17 protein-coding genes are annotated in these 20,329 nt (G+C 28.9%); 7 read left to right on the plus strand and 10 right to left on the minus strand.

Going from position 1 to position 20,329, the window contains the following annotated elements:
* The first annotated feature begins 33 nt into the window (after positions 1–33).
* Positions 34–2,232, plus strand: coding sequence for an FUSC family protein (locus M3Z80_RS02310; RefSeq protein ID WP_293917155.1), 2,199 nt, complete (start codon positions 34–36; stop codon positions 2,230–2,232).
* Here the strand turns inward: M3Z80_RS02310 and M3Z80_RS02315 are convergent.
* From M3Z80_RS02315 to pepE, 4 genes are read right to left on the minus strand one after another with little or no spacing between them, the layout of a single operon-like run.
* On the minus strand, positions 2,229–2,681 hold the full coding sequence (locus M3Z80_RS02315) for a YqaA family protein (protein WP_293917157.1): 453 nt from the start codon (positions 2,679–2,681) through the stop codon (positions 2,229–2,231). The two genes, M3Z80_RS02310 and M3Z80_RS02315, sit on opposite strands and share 4 nt — an antisense overlap.
* A 10-nt stretch (positions 2,682–2,691) precedes the next feature.
* The gene (locus tag M3Z80_RS02320; RefSeq protein WP_293917159.1) at positions 2,692–3,441 is read right to left on the minus strand and encodes a lysophospholipid acyltransferase family protein; all 750 of its coding nucleotides are present in this window, start codon (positions 3,439–3,441) and stop codon (positions 2,692–2,694) included.
* 2 nt (positions 3,442–3,443) lie between these two features.
* Positions 3,444–4,409, minus strand: a complete 966-nt coding sequence (locus M3Z80_RS02325; protein ID WP_293917161.1) for a type I phosphomannose isomerase catalytic subunit — start codon at positions 4,407–4,409, stop codon at positions 3,444–3,446.
* Positions 4,410–4,468: 59 nt separating this feature from the next.
* Positions 4,469–5,176 carry a dipeptidase PepE gene (gene pepE, locus M3Z80_RS02330; protein WP_293917163.1) on the minus strand — a complete coding sequence of 236 codons (708 nt, stop codon included), beginning with the start codon at positions 5,174–5,176 and terminating at the stop codon, positions 4,469–4,471.
* 292 nt (positions 5,177–5,468) lie between these two features.
* On the opposite strand from pepE, the gene M3Z80_RS02335 reads away from it, so the two are divergent.
* From M3Z80_RS02335 to aspS, 3 genes are all read left to right on the plus strand, one after another.
* Complete coding sequence (locus tag M3Z80_RS02335; RefSeq protein WP_293917164.1) at positions 5,469–6,098, plus strand: hypothetical protein; 630 nt, start codon at positions 5,469–5,471, stop codon at positions 6,096–6,098.
* A gap of 261 nt (positions 6,099–6,359) precedes the next feature.
* Positions 6,360–7,253, plus strand: coding sequence for a CorA family divalent cation transporter (locus M3Z80_RS02340; protein ID WP_293917167.1), 894 nt, complete (start codon positions 6,360–6,362; stop codon positions 7,251–7,253).
* Between the two features lie 173 nt (positions 7,254–7,426).
* A complete protein-coding gene (aspS, locus tag M3Z80_RS02345; protein ID WP_293917170.1) occupies positions 7,427–9,178 on the plus strand; it encodes an aspartate--tRNA ligase in 1,752 nt (583 codons plus the stop codon).
* A 289-nt stretch (positions 9,179–9,467) separates the two neighbouring features.
* On the opposite strand, the gene porW is transcribed toward aspS, so the two are convergent.
* Positions 9,468–11,912, minus strand: a complete 2,445-nt coding sequence (gene porW, locus M3Z80_RS02350) for a type IX secretion system periplasmic lipoprotein PorW/SprE (protein ID WP_293917173.1) — start codon at positions 11,910–11,912, stop codon at positions 9,468–9,470.
* Between the two features lie 158 nt (positions 11,913–12,070).
* On the opposite strand from porW, the gene M3Z80_RS02355 reads away from it, so the two are divergent.
* On the plus strand, positions 12,071–12,826 hold the full coding sequence (locus M3Z80_RS02355; protein ID WP_293917174.1) for a Kdo domain containing protein: 756 nt from the start codon (positions 12,071–12,073) through the stop codon (positions 12,824–12,826).
* Between the two features lie 53 nt (positions 12,827–12,879).
* Here M3Z80_RS02355 and M3Z80_RS02360 read toward each other — a convergent pair whose 3' ends face one another.
* The 3 genes from M3Z80_RS02360 to M3Z80_RS02370 all read right to left on the minus strand — a co-directional run bounded on the left by M3Z80_RS02360 (position 12,880) and on the right by M3Z80_RS02370 (position 16,002).
* Positions 12,880–14,523, minus strand: coding sequence for an ArnT family glycosyltransferase (locus tag M3Z80_RS02360; protein WP_293917176.1), 1,644 nt, complete (start codon positions 14,521–14,523; stop codon positions 12,880–12,882).
* A gap of 100 nt (positions 14,524–14,623) precedes the next feature.
* Complete coding sequence (locus M3Z80_RS02365; RefSeq protein WP_293917179.1) at positions 14,624–15,289, minus strand: lipid-A-disaccharide synthase N-terminal domain-containing protein; 666 nt, start codon at positions 15,287–15,289, stop codon at positions 14,624–14,626.
* Positions 15,286–16,002: a glycosyltransferase gene (locus M3Z80_RS02370; RefSeq protein WP_293917182.1), complete on the minus strand. Its 717-nt coding sequence runs from the start codon at positions 16,000–16,002 to the stop codon at positions 15,286–15,288. Before M3Z80_RS02370 ends, M3Z80_RS02365 begins: the two co-directional genes overlap by 4 nt.
* A gap of 155 nt (positions 16,003–16,157) precedes the next feature.
* Between M3Z80_RS02370 and mdh the strand changes: the two genes are divergently transcribed.
* Both mdh and M3Z80_RS02380 read left to right on the plus strand, forming a co-directional pair.
* On the plus strand, positions 16,158–17,096 hold the full coding sequence (gene mdh, locus M3Z80_RS02375) for a malate dehydrogenase (RefSeq protein WP_293917185.1): 939 nt from the start codon (positions 16,158–16,160) through the stop codon (positions 17,094–17,096).
* 275 nt (positions 17,097–17,371) lie between these two features.
* Positions 17,372–18,652, plus strand: coding sequence for a UDP-N-acetylmuramoyl-tripeptide--D-alanyl-D-alanine ligase (locus tag M3Z80_RS02380; protein WP_293917187.1), 1,281 nt, complete (start codon positions 17,372–17,374; stop codon positions 18,650–18,652).
* 141 nt (positions 18,653–18,793) lie between these two features.
* On the opposite strand, the gene M3Z80_RS02385 is transcribed toward M3Z80_RS02380, so the two are convergent.
* Both M3Z80_RS02385 and M3Z80_RS02390 read right to left on the minus strand, forming a co-directional pair.
* The gene (locus M3Z80_RS02385; RefSeq protein ID WP_293917188.1) at positions 18,794–19,318 is read right to left on the minus strand and encodes an OmpH/Skp family outer membrane protein; all 525 of its coding nucleotides are present in this window, start codon (positions 19,316–19,318) and stop codon (positions 18,794–18,796) included.
* Between the two features lie 16 nt (positions 19,319–19,334).
* The gene (locus M3Z80_RS02390; RefSeq protein WP_293917191.1) at positions 19,335–20,324 is read right to left on the minus strand and encodes an OmpH/Skp family outer membrane protein; all 990 of its coding nucleotides are present in this window, start codon (positions 20,322–20,324) and stop codon (positions 19,335–19,337) included.
* Between the last annotated feature and the right edge of the window lie 5 nt (positions 20,325–20,329).

Consider the following 20,329-nt stretch of genomic DNA (forward strand, 5'->3'; position numbering starts at 1 on the left):
AAATAATTTGCATGCCTCTGCTTATACACTTATATGCAGCAAAAAATTAAACACATAGTATCGGAAAGTACTTTTTTTATTCTCGGCTTTTATTTCAGCCGTGGATTGCGTATAGCTGTAGCTATAGTTATTCCGTTGATTGCCGGTTGGCTTTTTAATAGACCGGGTATTGGTATAGTTGCTTCTTCAGGAGCTTTGGTTGCCGGTTTGGGAGATAATCCCGGATCGATACGTGTTAAATTTAACACACAATCCATTGCTGCTTTATTTTATTTTTTAGTAGTCCTCGTCAGCCAATTATTGATTTCCCACAAAGTTATTTTCGGTATATGGATTACTTTATGCGGCTTTTTCTTTTCCATGTTTTTTATATACGGTTCTCGGGCTGTAAGTGTAAGCATATCTTCCTTGCTATGTGTGGTATATGCTTGTAGTTTTGAGGGCAATCACATTGTAATGAACACATTGGGAATGATGCTGGGTGTACTTTTATATGGGCTTATTTCTTTAGTTTTATGGAGAATTCAACCGTATAGGGTTATTGAACAAAAAATAAGTGAAAATATTAGATATTTATACGAGTATACTGTACTTATTCATGAATATTTCCTTATAAAGTTAAAAAATCCTACAAATATTCAGAAACAAACCGAAGTATTAAATAAATTATTTGAAAAACAGGAAAAAATACATATTAATCATGAAGATATTCGAGAAAACCTTTTTAAATTAAGAATAAATGCAAAAAGCTTTTCTGCAAAAGGAAGAAAGATGACTTTGATATTCAGCGCCTTAATTGATTTATATGAACAGCTGATATCATTAAATCTTCAAGACAATAAATTAATTGACTCTCTTATTAAAAGTAATTTAAAAAAGGATTTTGAATATCATTTATCTAACATGGAACATATTCTTTATGAATTAAGTTGGTCCATAAATTTACATAAAAATGTTTCAGTTTCTATAGATATTTCTCAATTAGACTACTTTAAAAATCGTATAATTGATCTTGAAAATAATAAAAATGAAGATGCTAATATTGATATTAATGCATTGAAGCATGTTCGCTTTATATTTAAATCTTTTTATAAACAGACGGGATTCATAAAATCCCTTATAAATGGTGAATTCAGAACCGAGAAAAAGCAATATGAAGACTTAGATTTAGAAAAGTTTACCAGACAATACAATTATAATTTTTCAACTTTTAAGGCTAATTTAAATCTAAAATCAAATATCTTTAAACATGCTTTAAGAGTAAGTTTAGCGATTTCCGTTTCATATATTATTTGTACTTTACTGAAAATTGAATATTATGCATGGGTATTTTTAACCATAATTTTGATTTTAAAACCCGTATATGGAAATACTAAAAATTCATGTATCCAAAGACTACAAGGAACCATAATTGGAGGACTCATTACTCTCAGTTTACTACTTATTACTCACAACATTTATGTTATTTGTGTAGTTACATTTATATGTATAGTAGGTGCGTATAGCTTTATTCCTATCAATTATAGAACTGGAGTTGCTTTTGTTACTATATTTGTTATACTTCTGATTTTTTTAGAGCATAGCGGAAGCGACAGCTGGACCAATATTTATCATCGTTTGGGAGGAACAACCATTGCAGTAGTAATTAGCTTTATAGTAAGCTTCTCCTTTCTTCCCACCTGGGAGTATAAAAATCTTCCTGTTTTAATTGATAAATTACTTAAATCTAATTTAGATTATTTTAATAAAATAACCTATAATTTATTGAATGATGATAAACTTTCTGATACAGAAATAAAGCTATCCAGGAGAGATGTTTTGCTTGAAACATCCAACTTATCCAGTGCTTTTCAAAGAATTATTTCTGAGCCCAAAATCTCAAAAAATTACAAATCCGATATTTATAATATTCAAACATTTATTAATCTTCTTTCTACAAGAATTTCTTCACTTAGATCCTATATCAACCAGAATAGTTTAGCTACGGAAATTGATTCTCAATTAATTTTTTCAGTTGAAAATAACTTAAATAACTGTTTATTGAACATTGAGGGTACTTTAGTTAATTGTGACATTGAATGTATAGAGAAAGAAGAAGAATTAAATCTTTTGGCGGAAAATCAATCATTAATTACTTATCAGCTTCGGGAAATTAGCGTTTTATCTCAACAAATTTATTCATATATAAATAAGCTAAACAATTTCGAGGAATGGAAAAGCTCTAAAATTTAAAAAAAACTAGTAAAACTTTTAAAGGTATACATAATAATAACATAACGAAATAATTTACCTGCTAACATGGAGATAGAGACCTTATAAATATTTGCTTTCGTATATCCCAAAGCAACCGGAATAACATCACCAATTACTGGTAAAAAAGAAAAAAAAGAAATATATGCTCCTTTTTTATTTAGTTTATGAGATACAGTGTCTATCTTATCCTTTCTGATTTTTAAATATTTTTCGATCCATTCTATTTTGCCTAACCTTCCCAAATAATAACTGGTCATTCCTCCTAACCAATTTCCGATGGCGGCAATTACAATACTTATCCAAGGAGTTCCTCCCATAAGAAGAATACCGGTAAGGACAGCCTCTGAACTAAACGGTAAAATTGTAGCTGCAAGATAAGAAGCTACAAATAATCCTATATATCCATACTCTATTAACGTATCTAACATATAGAATTATTTATCTAATATTTGCATGGTTTATCTTATCATCTTTAATTCTTTCATAAATTAGATGATAAGCTTCTTCTTTGAGGTCCTGTTTGGTTACCCCTTCCGGAAATAGAATTTTAATTCGTTCTACTTTAACTTTACCCGGATATCCTAAATTAAAGACAAAAGGAAACATATTCTTAAGGTTATGAAATACGTACACAACTATCGGACTGTTGCAATAAACGGAAGATATGAAGGCTCCATCTTTAAATTTTTCTAAAATTATTTTACGCTTTGGAACCCCTCCTTCCGGAAAAATAACAACATTTCTATTATTTTGGGTCAATTCTTTTTTTACAGCTGAGAATACGGCTTGCTTACTTTGATTATTTGATCTGTCTACTAGGATAGATACCTTTTTATAAATTCTACCAAATACAGGATATTTTTCAAGCTCTTTTTTACCAACAAACACTATGGGATGTTTCGGATGAAGCACATACATTAACACCACGTCAATTAAAGAAGTATGATTGGCTATAAAAATATAATTTTCATTTGGGTCTAAATTCACTTTCGAATATAAAGAATATGTAAATCCTGATCCGTAAAAAATCACACATCCCCACATACGCATAAAGAAATAAGTAAGCTTATTATTATTCTGATAAGACATCAGATAAATTATAACTCCAACAGTAAGTGTACATAGGGCTGTTAAAATATAAAACCATACTTTCCAAAGAATTGTTGCTACTGTCTTGAGATATTTCATATTTAATCTATATGAACCTCTAAAAGTTTCGTTTTAACATGAGGCTTTATTTCTATATTTGATAAGGCTGCCGGAAGCAATACTGTTTGTCCTTTAGTAATAATAACAGGTATATTTTGATTCAAAATTGAACATTCTCCTTCAATACAAATGAGTATTCGAAAGGAATTCCCCGAAGAAAAAAGGATTTTATTTTCTGTAATTTCCATTTTAGAAACCGTAAAAAACGGTGAAGTAACAATTGTTGCTTCTTCCGAATTTTTATCATATTGCAAAAAAGGCTCATCAACAAAAGAAAAATCCATTACATCCTCTGCTTGTTTGATATGTAAATCTCTTTTTTTTCCGTTTTTATCGATCCTATCGTAATCGTATATCCTATAAGTTACATCCGAATTTTGCTGTATTTCAATTACCGACACTCCTTTATCTAAAGCATGAACAGTTCCGGAAGGAATAAAAATTACATTTTCTTTTTCCGGATGTACTTTTCTTAGAATTGAATGTAACGTGTTGTTTTCAATGCTTTCTTCAAAAATACTTTTATTTATCCCTTTTTCAAACCCTAGTATAATTTTAGAATCAGGCTCAGAGTCCAATACATACCACATTTCTGTTTTTCCAAATGAATGATGATGAACTTCGGCATACTCATCGTTAGGATGCACTTGAACGGATAAGGGCTGAGCAGCATCTAGAAACTTAATAAGAAGGGGAAACCTATTCCCATATTTCCGATATATTTTTTTCCCTACAAGCTGTTCTTTGTACTCTTTAATTAAATCATCTAAATCTTTTCCTTTCAAAATTCCATTAGAAACTATACTTACTGATCCCGGAACTGTAGATATTTCCCAACTTTCTCCTATATTTTCTTCTGTTATATTTTTTCCGAGATTTTTTAATTTATTCCCACCCCATATTCTATAATGGAAAGAAGGCTGAAATAGCAATGGATATAATGACATATATAGATTTATTTATGCAAAAATATGATTTTTTAAATTTTTATTTATTAGCACTTTAGTTATGTAAGCAAAAAATTGAAATCTTCTGAAGAATCCAATTCTCTTATGGGCTGATTATGTATAAATATTCTTGCAGTTTTTTCACCAATAAGTCTTAGTTTTTTATTTTCATAATGTAGTATTGTACCTTCTCTGAGCCCTACTACATATACATTAGGATTTAAATGTATAAATTCCATGATACGTTGCTCTCGTGTTTCTCCACCAAAATCAGAAGGGTGGACATCCAAATAATGTGGATTTATCTGAAAAGGTATTAGATTTAGGGTTTGAAAATTTTCTGGCTCAATAATAGGCATGTCGTTAGTTGTTCGTAATGTTGGGCATACAATGTTAGATCCTGCACTCCATCCTATATATGGAGTTCCCATACTTACTTTTTCACGTATAAGAGATAATACTTTTTTTTGTTGTAATTTTCTTACCAACTGCCATGTATTTCCTCCACCTACCACTATTACATCAGCATTTTTTACGGCTTCTTCAACATCTGAAAAATGATGTATACTTTGCACTTTTACATGTATTGATTTCCAGGCTTCATTTACTTTATTTTCATATTCATCATAGGAAAACGTTACGGCTGCATAAGGAATAAATAGAATATTTGATTTTTCATCCTCTAAAAATGACTGGACTTGATATTTGGAAAACTCAAGATATCTCTCCCCCACATTAGTGGAATTGCTTAGTAATAAAAGCTTCATAATTCTTTTATTTATATATTAATCATTAATAAAAAGAGTAATTCATTCTAATAATAACTTGGGAGAAATTACCATTGAAAAGCTATTATCGGTAATTTTATAAATAGAATAAATTAATTAACTTTTCTTCCTCCAAATATAGCTAAAAATTAATTATACTTCATTATAATTGCTTTAAACCTAAGCAATAAGAAAATTTCCTTACAATATAATCATTTCATTTTCATTACTTTTAAGTAAAAATCATTTTATAAATTTAAATTTATATATATTTTTGAATAAATTTATGTAAATGCATACTATTAACTCTTTGGCTGAACGATTGCTAGGCAGAAGCTTAACTAAAAATGACGGAGTAAAACCTTCTGAACTTGACAAGATTGAAATTAAGTTAGGAACTACTTTACCTAATATTTTACGTGATTTGTATCTGTTGGTCGGAAAAAATAATATGCTGATGGAATCTTTTAATCGATTTGCTTTACCCAGCCAACTACAGAAAGATGGAAACAAAATAGTATTTCTGGAGGAAAATCAAAATATATGCTATTGGGGGTTTGAAATTGATCAAGAAAATGTTAATCCGAAAGTTTATCAATTATTAAATGAAAATGAATGGTTTGAGGAACAAATTCCTCTTATTGAATTTATAATTGTTATGCTCTATTATCAATGTGCACAGGGAGGATATGAATTTTTTGGAATTTCCAATATTTCTGATGAAGATCTTGAGATTTTTATTCATACTGAATGGGAAGATGCCGTTAGATACAACGGATTACAAATTTATTGGAAGCAAGATTGCTTATTATGGTATGTATATGATCATAACAATGTCAGAGTCAATAATCTGTATTTTTCTGCAAGAACGGAAGAAGCTTTTACCATTCATAGCCAAAAATACGAACTTGAAAGTTTATAACCGTTATCTTTAATAATAGCTGTTTAATGTAAGAATTTTATCAATATTATTTATCTATTGATCTGATTTTGTTTCCTCTAATAATACAACTAAAAAATTATTTTTTTCAACAAACACAAACAAGATAATATAATTTCAAAATTACTAAAAAATTAGCAATTTAAATCCATACATATAATTAACAATGTAATAATTTAATTTATTTTTTGAAATTTTATTAATTTTAAACCTAAGAGTAATATTATTTTAAAAAAGTAATTAATGGCAGTAAAAATAATAAACCAACAAAATTTTAAGTGGATAGACTTATTTAACCCTTCTAAAGAGGAGATGCAAGAAATTGCAGAAAAATGCAATCTTAATTTCTATAACCTTGCGGATAGTTTAGAACCTAATCACCTACCAAAATTTGAAACTGAAAACGGAGTTAATTTCCTCATATTAAGAGTTGTACATAAAGGAGAAAAAAAAGATACAAATATTGAAAGTCTATCTAACAAAATTGCCATTTTTTTTAATGAATCTTTAATCATTACTATACATCGTATAGAAATGCCTTTTATTGATGAGATTGTCACCAAATGTTTAAATAAAGAGGAAACTATATCGACCAATATGGTCATTATTAAAATTTTAAAATGTGTTTTACAAACCTATAATGACTCCATTTTACATATTATAAACAGATTAGAATCCTATGAAAATAAACTTTTTTTAAAAAGTCCTAATTCAAGAGTATTGCAGAACATCTATTCTTTAAAAAGAAAAACAAATCTATGCACCAAATTATTGATCCTTTCAGATGAAGTTATTAACTCAGTTAAGCCTACTAAACAAGAAAAAGCGGCTCATCAAGACGTGAAAGACTTGTATTTAAAACTTACCACTCTTTATGAGCAGGTGATGGATGATCTGAATAATTTGCTTAATCTTTATATTTCTCTTTCTTCTCAAAAAACCAATGAGATTATGAAGACTTTGACCATATTCTCCATATTTTTTATGCCGTTAACTTTTATAGCCGGTATCTATGGTATGAATTTTCATTTTATGCCTGAGCTCGATTATAAATGGGGTTATCCGATCATAATATTTATTATGTTTATTATTACGTTAATTATTTATTATTGGTTGAAAAGAAAAAAATGGCTTTGAATAAAATATTCTAATTAAATAAATTCATATTACTGATTGAAAAGTTGTTTTCAAAAGATATCTAAATAAGACATGTAAAAAGTTCAACCTTAAAATTAATTATTTTTGATATTGTTAGATTTCATCTTTTATTCAAGATATAATAATTATTTTTGTAATTAAAATTGTCAACAATGTATAGAACCCACACCTGCGGAGAACTTAATGAATCAAATATCGGGCAAAAGGTAATTCTTGCCGGATGGATACAAACAATTCGAGATAAAGGTTTTGTAACTTGGATTGATCTACGCGATCGATACGGAATTACTCAACTTGTTTTTGATGAACAACGTACTGATAAGGACTTAATTGAGAAAGCAAGAAAATTGGGTCGTGAATATGTAATTCAAGTATCAGGAACAGTCATTGAAAGATCGAGCAAAAATCCTAATATATCTACAGGTTCTATTGAAATTTTAGTCGAAAAATTATCCATACTTAACGAATCTTTGGTTCCCCCCTTCACTATTGAAGATGATACCGACGGAGGGGAAGAGATACGTATGAAATACAGATACCTGGATATAAGGCGTAATCCGGTAAAAGATAAATTAATTTTCAGGAGTAAAGTTGCACAATTGGTGAGAAATTACCTTTCCGGTAAAGGATTTATTGAAGTTGAAACTCCTGTTTTAATAAAATCAACTCCTGAAGGAGCGCGTGATTTCGTTGTACCTTCACGTATAAATCCGGGACAATTTTATGCTTTACCTCAATCTCCTCAAACATTCAAGCAACTACTCATGGTTGCTGGCCTAGATAAATACTTTCAATTGGTTAAATGTTTTCGCGATGAAGATCTACGTGCAGACCGTCAACCTGAATTTACACAGATAGATTGTGAAATGTCTTTTGTAGAACAGGAAGATGTTCTTAACACTTTTGAAGGGTTAACTAAACATTTATTAAAAGAGCTTAAAGGCATTTCTTTTGATAAATTTCCGCGAATGACTTATGCTGAAGCTATGAGAAGATATGGTAATGACAAACCGGATGTTCGATTTGGAATGGAATTTATTGAATTGAATGAAGAATTGCAAAACAATGGCTTTAAAGTATTTGATGAAGCAGAATTAGTTGTAGGTATAAATGTTGAAAAATGTGCCTCGTATACTAGAAAACAATTGGATGAGCTTACCGATTGGGTGAAACGGCCTCAAATAGGAGCTTCAGGATTAGTATATATACGTTATAACGAGGATGGAAGCATTAAATCTTCTGTAGATAAATTTTATTCGGAAGACCAGCTTAAAATCGTTATTAATAGAGCAAATGCGCAACCTGGTGATTTGCTACTGCTATTATCCGGTTCAACAAAAAAGGTGCGGCCTCAACTCAGTGCTTTACGTATGGAATTGGCGGAACGTTTGGGATTAAGAAATCCTGATGAATATGCACCTTTATGGGTAGTGGATTTTCCTCTTCTTGAATGGGATGAAGATGAAAACAGATATCTCGCCATGCACCATCCTTTTACTTCCCCTAAGCCTGAGGATATATCCATTTTAGACACTAAGCCCGGTGAAGTAAGAGCTAATGCTTATGATCTCGTATTGAATGGTAATGAAATTGGAGGTGGGTCTGTTCGAATCTATAATAAGGAACTTCAGGGAAAAATGCTCTCTTTATTAGGATTTACAGAGGAAGATGCTGAAGCTCAATTTGGATTCTTAATGAATGCTTTTAAATTTGGAGCTCCTCCTCATGCGGGAATTGCCTTTGGTTTTGATCGTCTGGTAGCCATTTTGGGAGGACAAGAAGTAATCCGCGATTATATTGCATTCCCAAAAAATAATTCAGGTAGAGATGTTATGATCGATGCACCTTCTTATATTTATAAAGAACAATTGAAAGAACTTAATATTGAGATAATTAAGGATTAATTTTTTTGATTAATCTTTTATTAAAATAAAAAGCAAAATTTTTGATAACAAAAATTTTGCTTTATAAACTAAATAAAATAAAACCAATTTTGTGAGAACACACAGTGAAAATTACTCATTTACTTTAAAATAAAGTTAAATTTTCATTTATCTTCTTCAAAGTTAGTTTTTTTATTTAGAATGATTATAAATAAATATATGATTTAAATCATATTAAAAAATTATACATTATTATTGCCTTCTAAAAATTCTTTTTGTGCGTAATAATTACTGCTATACTTAAATCAAATTAATTATCTTGAGGAATTTCGTATGTAGCAGGTTTTATTTTATTATTATATTCAATAGGTCCATTATTTTGTAATTGAGATTCATTTACTTTTAAAGATTTTTTTTGAGCATTTTTATCTTTGTCTTTAAAAAATTTCAGTAACTCATCAGCTTTTTTACCTTCGTCTCTGTCTTTATAATCAATGGAAATACTTTCTAATGATTGCATAAATTCTTCTTTATTGCCAAGCTTTGCATCACAAAAAGCCGATAATAAAGCAAATTTTGCTACGATCTCATCTTTCGGATATTTCAAATTAGCTTCAGATGCTAAATCTTTTACTTCACAATATTCTCCTTTCTCATATTTTTTATAAGCTTCTTCATAGAATAAAATGGATTCAGACGAATTAGTTTTTAATGTATTGACTTGAGGGTGTGTTATGCTATATGCATATTTTGAGTCCGGATATTTTTTCAATATTAAATCAGAATATTTATTAGCTAAACTTTTATTTTCCTCTTGATTATATTTATAAAGATTATACATAGCTGCGAGAGTAATCTCATCGTTAAAGGGAACCATAAGCAACAAATGTTCTAACGTTGATGTAGCTGATTTTACATCATGTAACTTATCATGATATAAGATGCCTAAAGATAATTCTACGGAATCTCTCTGATTTTTTAAGACATCCAACTCTGCTTTGGTTTTAGGTAAATTTTCTGTATAATACTCAATTTCAAATCGTCGTGAATTTTTTGAATCTGATTGACCAGTTAACTCAGATTTTACATCATCTAAATTTGATATTTTTTTGCTCATTCTCCAATTATCAACTAACATTCTATCTCCCCATTGCTTTTTGAATTCAGATTGCCCTGCTTGCTTCAAACTATTATTATAAAAATACCATTTTCCTTTTGAATTAGGAGTTATTAATGTAAATAATCCAGAATCATTATCTAATGTTTCAGTTGCAAACTCTGTGTTATTTTCTCTTCTCTTATTTTTTTCCAGTTGTAGTCTTTCTTTTTCTTCTTTTTCTTTTAGCTGTTTAATAAAGTTTTGATAATAATTATTTCTTTCTTCGGGGGCCATACTAGCTACATGTAAAATACTATCATTCTTTTTTACTAAATAGTACTTTTGTGTTATTTCCTCTAACACTTTATTTTTAATACTTAACCTCTTTTTCATCGTAGGGTCTACGAATCTTGAAATAGCACTATCATAATATGCGCTTGCATATACATAATCAGGCTTTGAAAAATATACATCACCTACTTCCTGATAAGCTAATGCTCGTATTTGTGGATCGCTTTCTTTTTCTTTTAAAGACTTAAAGAAATATGTCATAGCTTCTTTTTCTCTCTCTTCTCTAAGAGATGTAAGTCCCATCGCATAATAAATTTCATTTTTTCTAGATTGATATAATCCTTTTTTCGTTAAGTATTTTAAAAATTTTATTCTGTCTAAATAAGCTACGCTGTCTTTTTTCTTATACAACCTAGATAAAGCAATTTGCGACTTTATCTCCATCTCAGGAGAAGATTTTTTCTTATAGGCATTATTATAATAGTTAATTGCAAGATCATCTTCTTTTATTTTTTCTGATAGTTGCCCTTGGATGAAATTAAAACGAGCTTGTTCAGCTTTATTTTTGTTATATTTTTTAGCCAAATCAAGTGCTTTTATAGCCTCTTTATATCTTTTTTCATCAATTAGAAACTGAGGGTAAATTTTTGAAATAAAGCTTGCATCCTTTTTTTTCAATTTTTGATTAATAAGATTTTCGTATATTTCATTGGCCTGAAATACATTTCCAGCCTGAGCTTGCGCTAGAGCCATGTATCCTTGTGCCTCGGTTTTACGCCTATTTTTAACTAATGTAGAATTCATGTAATTCAAATAATTAAGAGATTCAAACGGATCTTTTTTATAATAATAGGCTTTTGCTAATAATAAATAGGCTTCACTCATCATAGAATTATATTCTTTGCCTTTAATGAGCATTGAGTGTTTTTCAATGGCTTTTTTTCCTTTTTCTATTGCTTTGTCATAGCCCTGTGCCTTAGAATCATTACCGGCTCCTAAAGCTTTATCAACCATGCCAGATAATGAATTCATAGCTCCTTGAGCGTCTAATTTTTTTAAATTATCTTTAATTTCTTCTGAAATCTTAAATGATTTTTTTTCTGATTCTTGTAAAGCTAAATCAATGGTATTTTCTTTTTGTTCTTCAAAAGGATCTCCCGGTATAACTGGCAAAATTGTAGAAAAATTATCTCTATATTTCGAATCTCTTGATTTCATTTCATCATTTAATGCCTCTTTTCCATTAAATAACGTATTATTCCAAGTAGTAATACGATGATACGTACGATGGGTTATTCCGTTTTTTTTGGTGGAGCAGCCTCCTAACAGACTTAAAATCAGAATTGAATATATAATTTTGTTCATTTATTCCTTATAATTGACAAAGCTAATAAAAAAACGAAATTTTATTAAATTTGTTGTTTTAAATACGTACTATTTCTTTAATAATACTTTATATCATAAATTCTTTAATATAAGCTAATCCTTATTGTTACTATAATTAGCTAAAATTTTTATACTAAATGCGTAAATATATATTGAACAAAAAATATTTAAACTGTAAAGACGAATTACTTGCTATAATTCTGAATTTTGGAAATTTTAATGAAATTCTTGGAAATCCGGAAAGAAATGTCATAAAAAAAATACCATTACAATCAGATTTTATAACAGTAAAAAGTTTTAAAAAGCCTCATCTTATAAATAAATTCGTATATAAATATTTTAGAAAATCTAAGGCCAGAAGGTCTTTTGAACATGGTCAAAAGCTGCTTGAGCTCGATATATTAAATCCTGAACCTTTGGCATATATTGAAAACTCTGATTTTATTGGTATTACTTCCAGTTATTATATTTCAAAATATGTTTCTTATGATTTTACATTACGTGAACTATATGAACAACCGGATTCTCATGAATGTGTAAAAGCTTTTGCCAGATTTTCTTATTATGTCCACACTAAAGGAGTTTACATTAAAGATAATACACCCGGAAATACTTTAATAATTAGAAAAGATGGCGGATATGAAATGTATTTAGTCGATTTAAACAGAATGGAGTTCCATGAAAAACTTTCTTTTGATATTAAAATGAAAAGTTTATCAAATAATATAAAAGAACAGCCTTATCTTGATTTATTAATGAAAGAATACGCTAAAGTTTCTGGCTATCCTTTGAATGAAATAAAATCTAAAATTAATTTTTATCAAAGTGAATTTAATCGCAAAATAGAATCAAAAGCTAAATTTAAAAGATTTTTGAAAAAATTTTTTAAATAATTAGGTGTATATTTTTTTTATCCAATGATTCTATCCACTGCCCCTAAAAAGTTTTAATAGCTTTTTTTATAAATTATTAAAAAATCTCGGACTAATCTATCTTTATATGATTTATTTTGTGGAGATACTGTATTTAGATCAACATAAGAAACTTTTTTGACATTATAAATTTTCCCTAATTTGTTTATTAAATAATTTGTGTCTTTTTGAAAGCAAAGTACACCAATATAGTTTTCATTTTTTAAAACTAATTGTTTTTCAATTCCTTTATCATCTATGGGAGGAATTTTATCTCCATAATCCCAAACTATCTCCGGTGACATATACTTATAATCATATAAACTCATCTTATTTGTAGTAAATCTATGCAATTCTTTTACCGATTTATAATTAGGATTATATAAAAAACTTTTTGCTAAAGGAAAAACAAATACAATTACCATGCATTGTAAAAATATCAAAGAATAAAATGCATTGTATAAAAATTTCTTTTTAAGTAAAATTATTATACTGATTCCTACTATAAATAAAGCTATTGAGGAATAAATAGCCCAATTAATTTGTTGAGAAATTGTATCTCCGAATCCTAGAAAAATAATAAACGGATAGGCCATACCAATTAATCCAATTAATCCAAAATTCACTTTTAAAAAAATGTTATCCAATTTATTTTTTACACCATTAAGGATATATTCTATATAAAACCCTGTATTCAAAGCAAGTGGAATCAGTGTAGGTAGGATATATCTTACTTTTTTTTCAGGAATTATGCTTAATAAAAGTAAAGATAACACCGTCCATAATAATGTAAAATTATATGCTTTAAGATTAGAAACCTTATTTTTCATGTAAGGATAAACTAGCGCCAACAGGGCAGAAATAGTCCAAATGCCAGATTGTGTAAAAAAACTCCAATAGTAAAAAAAAGATTTAGAATTATAATCATTGATCCATCGTGAAGTTTCTTTTTTTGCCATTGAATTCAAATGCTCAGAATCCATCCAATGTATATAAACTGACCAAGAGATCCCTCCCAAAAGGCCTATTACTAAATAAATTATTAGGAGCTTATAAGACTTTTTATTTTTAAAATTAAATTTATAAGTAAAACCATATGAAATTAAGAAAGGCAATAACAATGCATATAATGAAATAGGCCCTTTGCTAAGTATGGAAAAAGCGAGAAATATTCCTCCGAGTATAGCATTTTTTAATGTAGCATTTCTAAATCGTATTATGTTCCAAAGATAAAAGATGGAAACAATCATAAAGCTATGACAATAAATATCCCATTGATTGTCTCTACCAGCAAAATAAATATAAAAAGAGGTGAGTAAAATTAATCCGTTATGAAAGCTTGCTTGACTGGATATGCTTAATTTTAAAGAAAATTTGTATATATAAATTACCAAAAGGATAGTTACAAGTACGACGGATATACGTAAAATAGAAACTACATGAAATCCGAATAAATATCCGAAAAATGCAGTCATCCAGGTTGGAAGTGGCGGTTTTTCATATCTTGGTTCTCCATTTAAAGTAGTTAATATCCAATGTCCGTCTTGAACCATTTCTCTTGCCGTAATAAAGTTTCTAGCCTCCATTATATTTACAGGCATAGAACCAAGATTTATTCCTAAAATAATGATTGATGCGCATAAGAGTAAAACTATATGTTTGGTGTTGATATTTTTCATGAATATTTTATTTTAGAAAAAATAAAATTTTTACTTAGACAACGAATATTTGTAAATGTAAAATGAAAAAGCAAATAAATTTATTTTTTAAAATATTAAATTACTTTTTGCTTTTCTTAAGAATAATTATATTTCTAGTATAAACAATAATTCCAATAATATGACCTGCAAATAATACGGGATCTTTCCTAATAATTGAATATATAAAAATCATTAAAGCTCCTGTAAGACTTAATAACCAAAAGCCCATGGGTAATTCTGATTTTTTTATTTTTTCAGAATAAATCCATTGGTATATAAAACGCATGGTAAAAAGTACTTGAGCCAAACTTCCCCAAATTAGCAGCCATAAAGGTATATTATTCCTACTAAAAAGTTTATTTAAATCAAAAGCGCTATTCCATAGACTTAATGTAATTGCTAGTATAGGAAACAAATACAAAATATATCTGAAAACTACATGATATTTCATCCAAGCATCATGTAATTGTATATTTCTAATATATATATAATAAGTTATCAGCTGACCTAACATTATTGAAAAATCATGTCTCAAATATCCATATATGAATAAAAAGAAGGAGGCGACAAGGCTAACCTGCCAGAAAATCAGATCGGAAGTAACTTTTTTATGTTTTTCAGCAGAGATCCATTGAATAATCATTCTGCTTGAAAAAAGTAATTGCGCCAAAAAGCCAAGACTTAAGGTAAAATATTTTATAAAATTCTTATTATAAAAGAAATTTTCAATCAAAATATTTTTCATACTTTTTTCTCTGCAACTTTATAATTAATGTATTTCTTTTTCATCCAAACAAAAGCAAAACAATCACTTAACGGGCCAAACAATCTATTCCATAAATGAAATTTTGATTTACCGGCTATTCTTTCAAAATGTTGTACAGGATGTTGTATAACTTTTCCATTCTGTAGCAATATCATCGCAGGTAGAAAACGGTGTAATCCTTTAAACATCGGTATTTTTTTTGCATAGTCAGTTTGAATAATTTTTAATGGACATCCAGTATCATCCATTCCGTCATGGGTGAATGCACGACGTATTCCATTAGCTATTTTAGAAGATAGATTTTTTACTATACTATCTTTCCTATTAGCCCTTACTCCTGTCACTAATTGATACTGATCTGCATAATCTAAAAGAATATTAAAATCCATTGGAGAAGTCTGCAAATCAGCATCTATATAACCAACCCATCGAGTATTTGTATAATCAAATCCTGCTTTAATGGCTGAACTCAACCCATAATTTCTATCAAAAGATATATAAGTGAATTCATCATTATCTTTACATATTTCTTGAATTACCGAGAGGCTTGAATCTTTTGAACCATCATTAATAAAAAGGACTTTTGATTTCTTCTTAGCAGCATTCAAAAATATTGACATTTCTTTTTTAACACGCTCAAGGTTATCTGCTTCATTAAAAACTGGTATAATTACCGTTAATTCATATTCCATGTATGTGGGATGTAAAATTATGATCAAATATATTAAAAAATTAATAAATTTAAATTTATCGATTTATGTTTTAAAAAATGATAAACGACATTTTATTATAATTAAACTTGTTATAACTTTGAGAAAAATATTAACAATAAATTAAGTATAAAAATATGAAAGTAACTGTAGTAGGTGCGGGGGCTGTAGGAGCTACTTGTGCTGATAACATTGCAAGAAAAGAAATAGTTGACGAATTGGTAATCGTTGATATAAAAGAAGGTTTTGCTGAAGGTAAAGCATTAGATTTAACGCAAACCACTTCTCTTTTAGGGTTTGATACTACTATAACCGGAAGTACCAACGATTATTCTAAAACTGCCGGAACCCATGTTGCCGTAATTACTTCCGGTATTCCTAGAAAACCGGGAATGACTCGTGAAGATCTTATTGGTACAAATGCAAGCATCGTAAAAGATGTTGCTACTAATATTTTAAAATATTCTCCTGATGCCATACTAATAATTATTTCCAATCCTATGGATACTATGACCTATTTAGCGCTTAAATCTTTAGGCCTACCAAAGTCAAGAGTCATAGGAATGGGGGGAGCCTTGGATTCATCTCGTTTTAAAACCTATTTATCTTTAGCTAGCGGTGCATCCCAAAATGATATTCAAGCTACGGTCATTGGTGGACATGGAGACACAACCATGATTCCTCTCACTCGTTTTGCTTCATGCCAGGGAGTACCTTTCTCAAAAATTCTTACCCCTGATCAATTACAAAAAGTTGCTTCCGATACAATGGTGGGTGGAGCTACCTTAACTAAATTACTAGGCACTTCTGCATGGTATGCTCCTGGTGCTGCCGGCGCTGCTGTTGTTGAATCCATTATTCGCGACGAGAAAAAAGTAATACCTTGTTCCGTATATCTTGACGGAGAATACGGTGAATCGGATATTTGTATTGGTGTACCTGTTGTATTAGGTAAAAATGGCATCGAAAAAATTGTTGAGCTAGAACTTAACGATGATGAAAAAACTAAATTCAAAGCTTCTGCTGATGCAGTAAGAAATATGAATAATGTGTTACACGAAATGAAGGTTTTATAAGAATTTAAATTCACCTTATTTATAAAAAACAGCTTATAAATAAGCTGTTTTTTTATACATTATGACTGCGATTTCATTATCTTATTAAATTAACTACAAAATAATAATTCAATCTATTTTTCCATCAATCAAATTCCTGTTATAAAAGTATTTTAAATAGGTCTTAAAATTTATTAATATATATGAATAACTAAGTATTACTATTTTATATTGGTTATTAATCTTAATACATGACAAATATTTATTTTTGTATAATAAAATAGGAAATATCATATATGACAATTACTGAATTATATTCCATTTATTTGCAATCATCAGGCATTGCAACTGATACAAGAAAAATTGAAAAAGGAAATTTATTTTTTGCTTTAAAAGGAAGCAATTTTAATGGCAATGCTTTTGCCGAACAAGCTATAAAAAATGGTGCGTTAGGAGCCGTAGTAGATGATATTGAACTTTCTAATCCGGAAAAGGGCCTATTTTATTTTGAAAATTCTTTATTTGCATTACAAAATCTAGCGAGATATCACAGAAATCAGTTACATATTCCTGTCATTGGTTTAACAGGAAGTAACGGTAAAACAACTACAAAAGAACTTATCGCTTCTGTTTTAGCTGAAAAATATAAGGTCTTATACACTCAAGGTAACTTAAATAATCACATTGGAGTACCACTGACTATTTTATCGATCAACTCTAAACATGAAGTTGCAATAATAGAAATGGGTGCTAATCATCTTAAAGAAATTGAACTTTTAAGTAGTATTTCTCAACCTAGTATCGGATATATTACGAATTTTGGAAGAGCTCATCTGGAAGGATTTGGTGGAAAGGATGGTGTAATTAAAGGTAAGTCTGAGCTTTATACTTATTTAAGAAAGTACAACCGATATGCTTTGGTTAACACTGATGACCCTTTACAAGTTACTTTGAGTGATGGAATCAAAAGAATAACTTTTGGTTCACAAGGAACTTATACATTTTCACATTTTGAAGACCAGCATCGTCTCAGCATACAATATCAAGATATAGCCGTCAACTCTCAACTTACCGGAGATTATAACTTTTCTAATTTATGTGCTGCTTTTAGTTTAGGACTTTATTTTGAAATAGATATTGAACAAATAAAAAAGGGAATTGAAAATTATACGCCGCAAAACCAACGGTCTCAAATTGTTGAAAAAAACAACGTTATATTAGTATTGGATACATATAATGCAAATCCAAGCAGTATGGAAGTTTCTTTAGAAAATTTTTCTCATTTCAAAGGTAGTAAATCCGTAATTATCGGAGATATGTATGAATTGGGAATAGAATCCGCTTTAGAACATCAAAGAATTTTAAATTTAGCAGAAAGTTTAAACTTTGACTTTATTTATTTAGTAGGTAATAATTTTTATTCTACAATTTCAACAAACTGCAATAAAATCCAAAAATTCCATACGACATCCGATATGGCAGATTTTCTCAAAAATTATACGATACCTACCAAAAATATTTTACTGAAAGGTTCTCGAGCTATGGCTCTGGAAAGGCTTATCGAATTTCTACCCTAATACTTATTTCTATAAAGTATGATTTATATATCATTTTTAATAATCAATACTTTTTGAATCTTTTCAATTTAAAACAAAAAAAGAGAGGCTAAATAATGCCTCTCCTTCATTTCATATTTGTATTTATCAATTTTCTTAATCTTATTTTATCCCTAATTTTGCTTTCACATCATTTAGAATATTTGGTCCCTCTGCATATAAAAGGGAAGGTTGAGAAGTATCAAAAACATAAAGATATCCTTTTGCTTTAGCAACACTATCAATGGCATCTTGAGCTTTTTTCATAATTGGCTCATATAAATCAGCCTGTTTTTTATCTAAAGCTTTTGCAGCTTCTTCTCTTAATGCAACTAAACTTTGCTGATCTTTTTGAAAATCTTCTTCATATTTTTGAAGTTGATCTTTCATTTTTTCTAAATCAGCTTGAGATTTGCCTTGTAAATCTTTTTGAATTTTTTCATACTTAGCAGTAAAGCTTTCTTCTTGCTTTTTTATTTCTGCTTTTTTCTGATCAGCTAAGGTTTTCAACTGATCATCAGCTGTTTTTTTCTCAGGCATTAGACTTAATAATTCCATAGAATTCACATGAGCTACATTCTGAGCTTTAATAAATTGAAAAGCTCCAACACATGCAGTTAAGAGGAATACTAAAGTGATTTTCTTCATTTCTATTCTAATTTTATTATTTACTTGTATTTTTTTCAGTGTTTTGGTTATTATTTTGAGTTTTTTTCTTTGGGACATATTTACTTCCGTATCCAGTTTTTGTTTGAGTTTTACTTGTATTTTTAATTTCTTTTTTAGGATTAGCAGAAACATTAGATTTATCTACATTTTCCTCAGTTGCAGAAATATTTATTTTTGATTCTAATGTCTTTTTCTTAAGGCCTTCTTTAGAATTGTCTTTACTTTCATTTAAATCTAAAGATTGATGATTGTTATTATTCAATTCGTTTGTGTTATCAATATCTTCAGATTCTGATTTAGTTTTACTTTGCTTATTTTTGGGAACATATTTTCTTCCCCATCCTGATTTTTGTTGCTTTTTGTTCGACTCTTTTTTTTCTTTATTATTTTTTGTATCGTTTGATTTACTATCTAGATCTTCATTTGGCTTTATAGATGCAGATGTTTTGGCATTTTTATCTTCTTTTTCTTTATTTTTTGTTGCAATTCCTAATTGTTTCAAAACTTTATCTGTAATATCATATTTAGAATCAGTATAAACCATAATTAAATCAGAAGACTTGTCTAATATTAAGTTATATTTATCTTTTGCTGCTATCGCATTTATTGCATTCCAGATTTGATCTTGTAAAGGTTTTACTAAATTAACTCTAAGATTGATTGACTCGCCTTTTGATCCGAATTTTTTTTCAATAAATTCATGTAATGCTTTATCAGTGCTATCAATTTGAGACAATCTGGATTTTTGCTGATCATCCGTTAACAATATCTTTTCATTTTCAAATTCAATCCGTAACTTTTCCAATTTTGATTGTCTATTTACAATCTCTTCCTGCCATTTTTTTATTTCATTATCCAGTTTTTGTTCAGATTGTTGATATTGCGGTAATTGTTTTAAAATATACTGCGTATCTACATAAGCCATTTTTTGAGCAATGCCGTAACTAAATAGTAATAGCAGTGCATATGTCAATATTTTCTTCATTGTAA

It is taken from the genome of Apibacter sp. (assembly GCF_025291155.1).
Lineage (GTDB): Bacteria > Bacteroidota > Bacteroidia > Flavobacteriales > Weeksellaceae > Apibacter.

What these genes read in the sequence shown, in the direction of transcription:
- M3Z80_RS02310 (WP_293917155.1), top strand. Translation starts at nt 34, where the DNA reads ATGCAGCAAAAAATTAAACACATAGTATCGGAAAGTACTTTTTTTATT.
- M3Z80_RS02315 (WP_293917157.1), bottom strand. Translation starts at nt 2,681, where the DNA reads ATGTTAGATACGTTAATAGAGTATGGATATATAGGATTATTTGTAGCT.
- M3Z80_RS02320 (WP_293917159.1), bottom strand. Translation starts at nt 3,441, where the DNA reads ATGAAATATCTCAAGACAGTAGCAACAATTCTTTGGAAAGTATGGTTT.
- M3Z80_RS02325 (WP_293917161.1), bottom strand. Translation starts at nt 4,409, where the DNA reads ATGTCATTATATCCATTGCTATTTCAGCCTTCTTTCCATTATAGAATA.
- pepE (WP_293917163.1), bottom strand. Translation starts at nt 5,176, where the DNA reads ATGAAGCTTTTATTACTAAGCAATTCCACTAATGTGGGGGAGAGATAT.
- M3Z80_RS02335 (WP_293917164.1), top strand. Translation starts at nt 5,469, where the DNA reads ATGCATACTATTAACTCTTTGGCTGAACGATTGCTAGGCAGAAGCTTA.
- M3Z80_RS02340 (WP_293917167.1), top strand. Translation starts at nt 6,360, where the DNA reads ATGGCAGTAAAAATAATAAACCAACAAAATTTTAAGTGGATAGACTTA.
- aspS (WP_293917170.1), top strand. Translation starts at nt 7,427, where the DNA reads ATGTATAGAACCCACACCTGCGGAGAACTTAATGAATCAAATATCGGG.
- porW (WP_293917173.1), bottom strand. Translation starts at nt 11,912, where the DNA reads ATGAACAAAATTATATATTCAATTCTGATTTTAAGTCTGTTAGGAGGC.
- M3Z80_RS02355 (WP_293917174.1), top strand. Translation starts at nt 12,071, where the DNA reads ATGCGTAAATATATATTGAACAAAAAATATTTAAACTGTAAAGACGAA.
- M3Z80_RS02360 (WP_293917176.1), bottom strand. Translation starts at nt 14,523, where the DNA reads ATGAAAAATATCAACACCAAACATATAGTTTTACTCTTATGCGCATCA.
- M3Z80_RS02365 (WP_293917179.1), bottom strand. Translation starts at nt 15,289, where the DNA reads ATGAAAAATATTTTGATTGAAAATTTCTTTTATAATAAGAATTTTATA.
- M3Z80_RS02370 (WP_293917182.1), bottom strand. Translation starts at nt 16,002, where the DNA reads ATGGAATATGAATTAACGGTAATTATACCAGTTTTTAATGAAGCAGAT.
- mdh (WP_293917185.1), top strand. Translation starts at nt 16,158, where the DNA reads ATGAAAGTAACTGTAGTAGGTGCGGGGGCTGTAGGAGCTACTTGTGCT.
- M3Z80_RS02380 (WP_293917187.1), top strand. Translation starts at nt 17,372, where the DNA reads ATGACAATTACTGAATTATATTCCATTTATTTGCAATCATCAGGCATT.
- M3Z80_RS02385 (WP_293917188.1), bottom strand. Translation starts at nt 19,318, where the DNA reads ATGAAGAAAATCACTTTAGTATTCCTCTTAACTGCATGTGTTGGAGCT.
- M3Z80_RS02390 (WP_293917191.1), bottom strand. Translation starts at nt 20,324, where the DNA reads ATGAAGAAAATATTGACATATGCACTGCTATTACTATTTAGTTACGGC.